Source organism: Haloferax sp. s1 (genome assembly GCF_058382125.1).
The window spans coordinates 1-2,732 of the sequence record NZ_JBZRPK010000291.1; the positions used below are offsets into that span (position 1 = coordinate 1).

General features: G+C 59.1%; 4 protein-coding genes. 2 read left to right on the forward strand and 2 right to left on the reverse strand.

Annotated elements, in window-relative coordinates; all coding sequences use genetic code 11:
• Positions 1–763 (forward strand): permease (locus QT222_RS03040; protein ID WP_491476264.1); only part of this gene is annotated, 763 nt, incomplete at its 5' end.
• A gap of 41 nt (positions 764–804) precedes the next feature.
• Here the strand turns inward: QT222_RS03040 and QT222_RS03045 are convergent.
• Both QT222_RS03045 and QT222_RS03050 read right to left on the reverse strand, forming a co-directional pair.
• Positions 805–1,200 carry a VanZ family protein gene (locus tag QT222_RS03045; RefSeq protein ID WP_014732687.1) on the reverse strand — a complete coding sequence of 132 codons (396 nt, stop codon included), beginning with the start codon at positions 1,198–1,200 and terminating at the stop codon, positions 805–807.
• Between the two features lie 116 nt (positions 1,201–1,316).
• Positions 1,317–1,565, reverse strand: a complete 249-nt coding sequence (locus tag QT222_RS03050) for a VanZ family protein (RefSeq protein WP_491476265.1) — start codon at positions 1,563–1,565, stop codon at positions 1,317–1,319.
• A 501-nt stretch (positions 1,566–2,066) separates the two neighbouring features.
• On the opposite strand from QT222_RS03050, the gene QT222_RS03055 reads away from it, so the two are divergent.
• A partial coding sequence (locus QT222_RS03055; protein ID WP_491476266.1) for an alpha/beta fold hydrolase occupies positions 2,067–2,732 on the forward strand: 666 nt, incomplete at its 3' end.

Genomic DNA, 2,732 nt, shown 5'->3' on the forward strand with positions numbered 1-2,732 from the left:
CTTACAGACTCAGGAGGGTGTCCGTGACCCTACCTGTGGAATGGGAATCGACCCCACGGATACGGATGTCGTCACGCTCGAACGAGATGGTGGCACGGAGTACTTCTGTTCCGAAGCGTGCAAACGTCGGTATCAGAACCAAGAGGAACGCACGTGGACGGAGCGACTACTGACCATTGGCGGCTGGAAAGAGGCTTCACGAAACGCGATTGGAGAGTGGCAGATGCTCTGGAAAGACATTGCTGCGGGGTTTCTCGTCGCTGGCCTGATTGGTGCGTTCGTCCCCCGAGCGTGGTGGACGACCCTGTTTGGAATCGGGGCTGAGGGTACTCTCGGATGGGTAGCTGCGAGCGCGGTCATCGGCGTGATTGTCGGCATCATCACGTTCGTCTGTTCCGTCGGGAACGTCCCCTTCGCGGTCATTCTCTGGAACAATGGTATTGCCTTCGGAGGCGTCATGTCGTTCATCTTTGCCGACCTCATCGTGCCGACCATCGACGATGCCTACCGACGATACTACGGCTTGCGACTCGCGGGCGTGCTCTTCGTTTCGATATTCGTCACCGCGGTTATCGTCGGTGTTATTATCCACTTCCTCTGGGGTAGTCTGGGGCTTATTCCGCCGCAGGGTCAGGCCGGAGGGACAGCACCCCGTGGCTACACCACGTGGTTGAACGCCGGGTTTACCGTTGTGTTTGCGATTCAAGCGTACCTCATGTACGGCTCTCGTTCTGGGGAGGTCCCTGCTCACGAACACGCGTAGTAAGGGACATCGATTGCCCATCCGACGACCTCCGAAGTTGGTCACGCAGCTGATTTCCGAGTGCGAAGTAGTAGCCAACCGAATGCGCCGATAATCGACCCGACGAGACTTGCCATAACGTCCCCTCGTTCGAATTCTCTCCCCGGAATCACTTCCTGAAGCAGCTCGGTTCCGACTCCATAGGCGGTCGACACGACGACAGCAGTCAGGGCACCACGAAACGGCGGTTCGGTATCGTCGAATGCGGCTACGAGTGCGGCTGCAAACCCGGCGTGACCGAGTAGATGCAGGAGCTTATCGGGCCCGTACGCTCCGAAATCTGGGTTATGTCGGGGCGGCAGTGGAATGAGAGAACCGACGAGCAACAGCAGGGCAGAGGCTGTTACACCGTGCCACCGCTCTTTCCCTCCGCTCGTGCCACTCGTTCTGTCGGACACGAGTCTCAGTACGACCCGACTGTGCTTGAGTCCACGGACGGGAGTGGGTAGCAGGACACCACGTCCAAGACCGCTATATTCGCACTATTCCGAACCGTGGACTAGGTCTCAGGGGGCTATTGCAACGGGCGCTCCCTCACGACGTACCAGCCAAACACAGCGAAGAGCGCACCGAGCAGACTCGCAACGACATCCGCGAATTCGAACTCCCGTCCGGGAACCCAGTTCTGTGCTCGGCCGGTCACGAGGCTATGGGTGGTCGAGATGCACACCGCGAGGACGGCGGCTCCCCGGTCGGTACAGCGGTCCGCGCGGAATGCATCCGCAATCAGCACCGCATAGCCCGCGTGTCCGACGAGATGCATGACTTTGTCCGGTCCTATCCATTTCCAACCTGGGTGACGCTTGAGCGGTGATGGCAGAACCGACGCGACGAAGAGGATAACCGTACTACTGGCAACCGCTGTCCAGTGAGAGTCAGAAAATCGGTTGCACATAGGATCTCTTACGTTCTGTGGCTTTTTCACATCGTGGGTAGCTGATATTGATGGCCGGGCCTTTTCATCCGTTCTTCCTCTCCTGGACAGCGATGCACGACGATGCAGACTTTTGAGAGTGCTCAAATGGAGGGTTAGCGGAGTCCCGTCTGAGCTCAAAAACAGGCACTTTACTTTCACTGCACTTGGCACACCTACTTCAAGTCAGCTGCTCAACTGGAAGGGGATGACAATGTCCAAAGATGGTCGGTTCGTCGGCATAGCGGCGACCAATCACGACCCAAACCTGAATTCAACACCGGACATAGGGATCGAACACGAGACCCGTTCTGATCTGGTCCAAGACTCGGAGATACCGAGGGAAAGACTGTGGTAACGTTCGTTCTGGTTCCCGGTGCGTGGCTGGGCGGTTGGTGCTGGAAACATCTCACGCCGTTGCTCACTGACGAGGGCCACGAGGTGTACACCCCGACGCTAACAGGCCTCGGAGAGCGAACACATCTCGCTCGCCCGGGTATCGATCTCCAGACGCACATTCGCGACATCGTAAACGTCCTCGAATACGAGGACCTCGAGGATGTCGTTCTGGTCGGCCACAGCTACGCTGGACTGGTGGTTCTGGGTGTGGCGGAGGAGGTCCCCGAGCGACTCGCACACGTCGTCTATCTCGACGCGCTGGTCCCGATGGACGACGAGCCCGTGGCGGCAGCCGACTTCTATCCACCGGAGGAGTTGGCAGCGATGGAAGCGGCCGCGGCGGACAACGACGGCGGCTGGCCGATGCCGGACGACCACCCGGGGTGGGTCGGCATCTCGGACGAGGACGCACAGTGGATGCGGGAAAAGGCAGTCCCACATCCGTTGCACACGTTCGAACAGGCAGTGGCTGCCGAGAACCCGGACACAGCGGCTGTCCCGCACACGTACATCCTCTGTCTACGTAACGGGATAGACGATGGGGTTTTGGAGGCGATTCGGCAACTCTGTGACCAGCGAGCGTGGGACCGATACGAACTGGAAACCGGTCACTGGCCC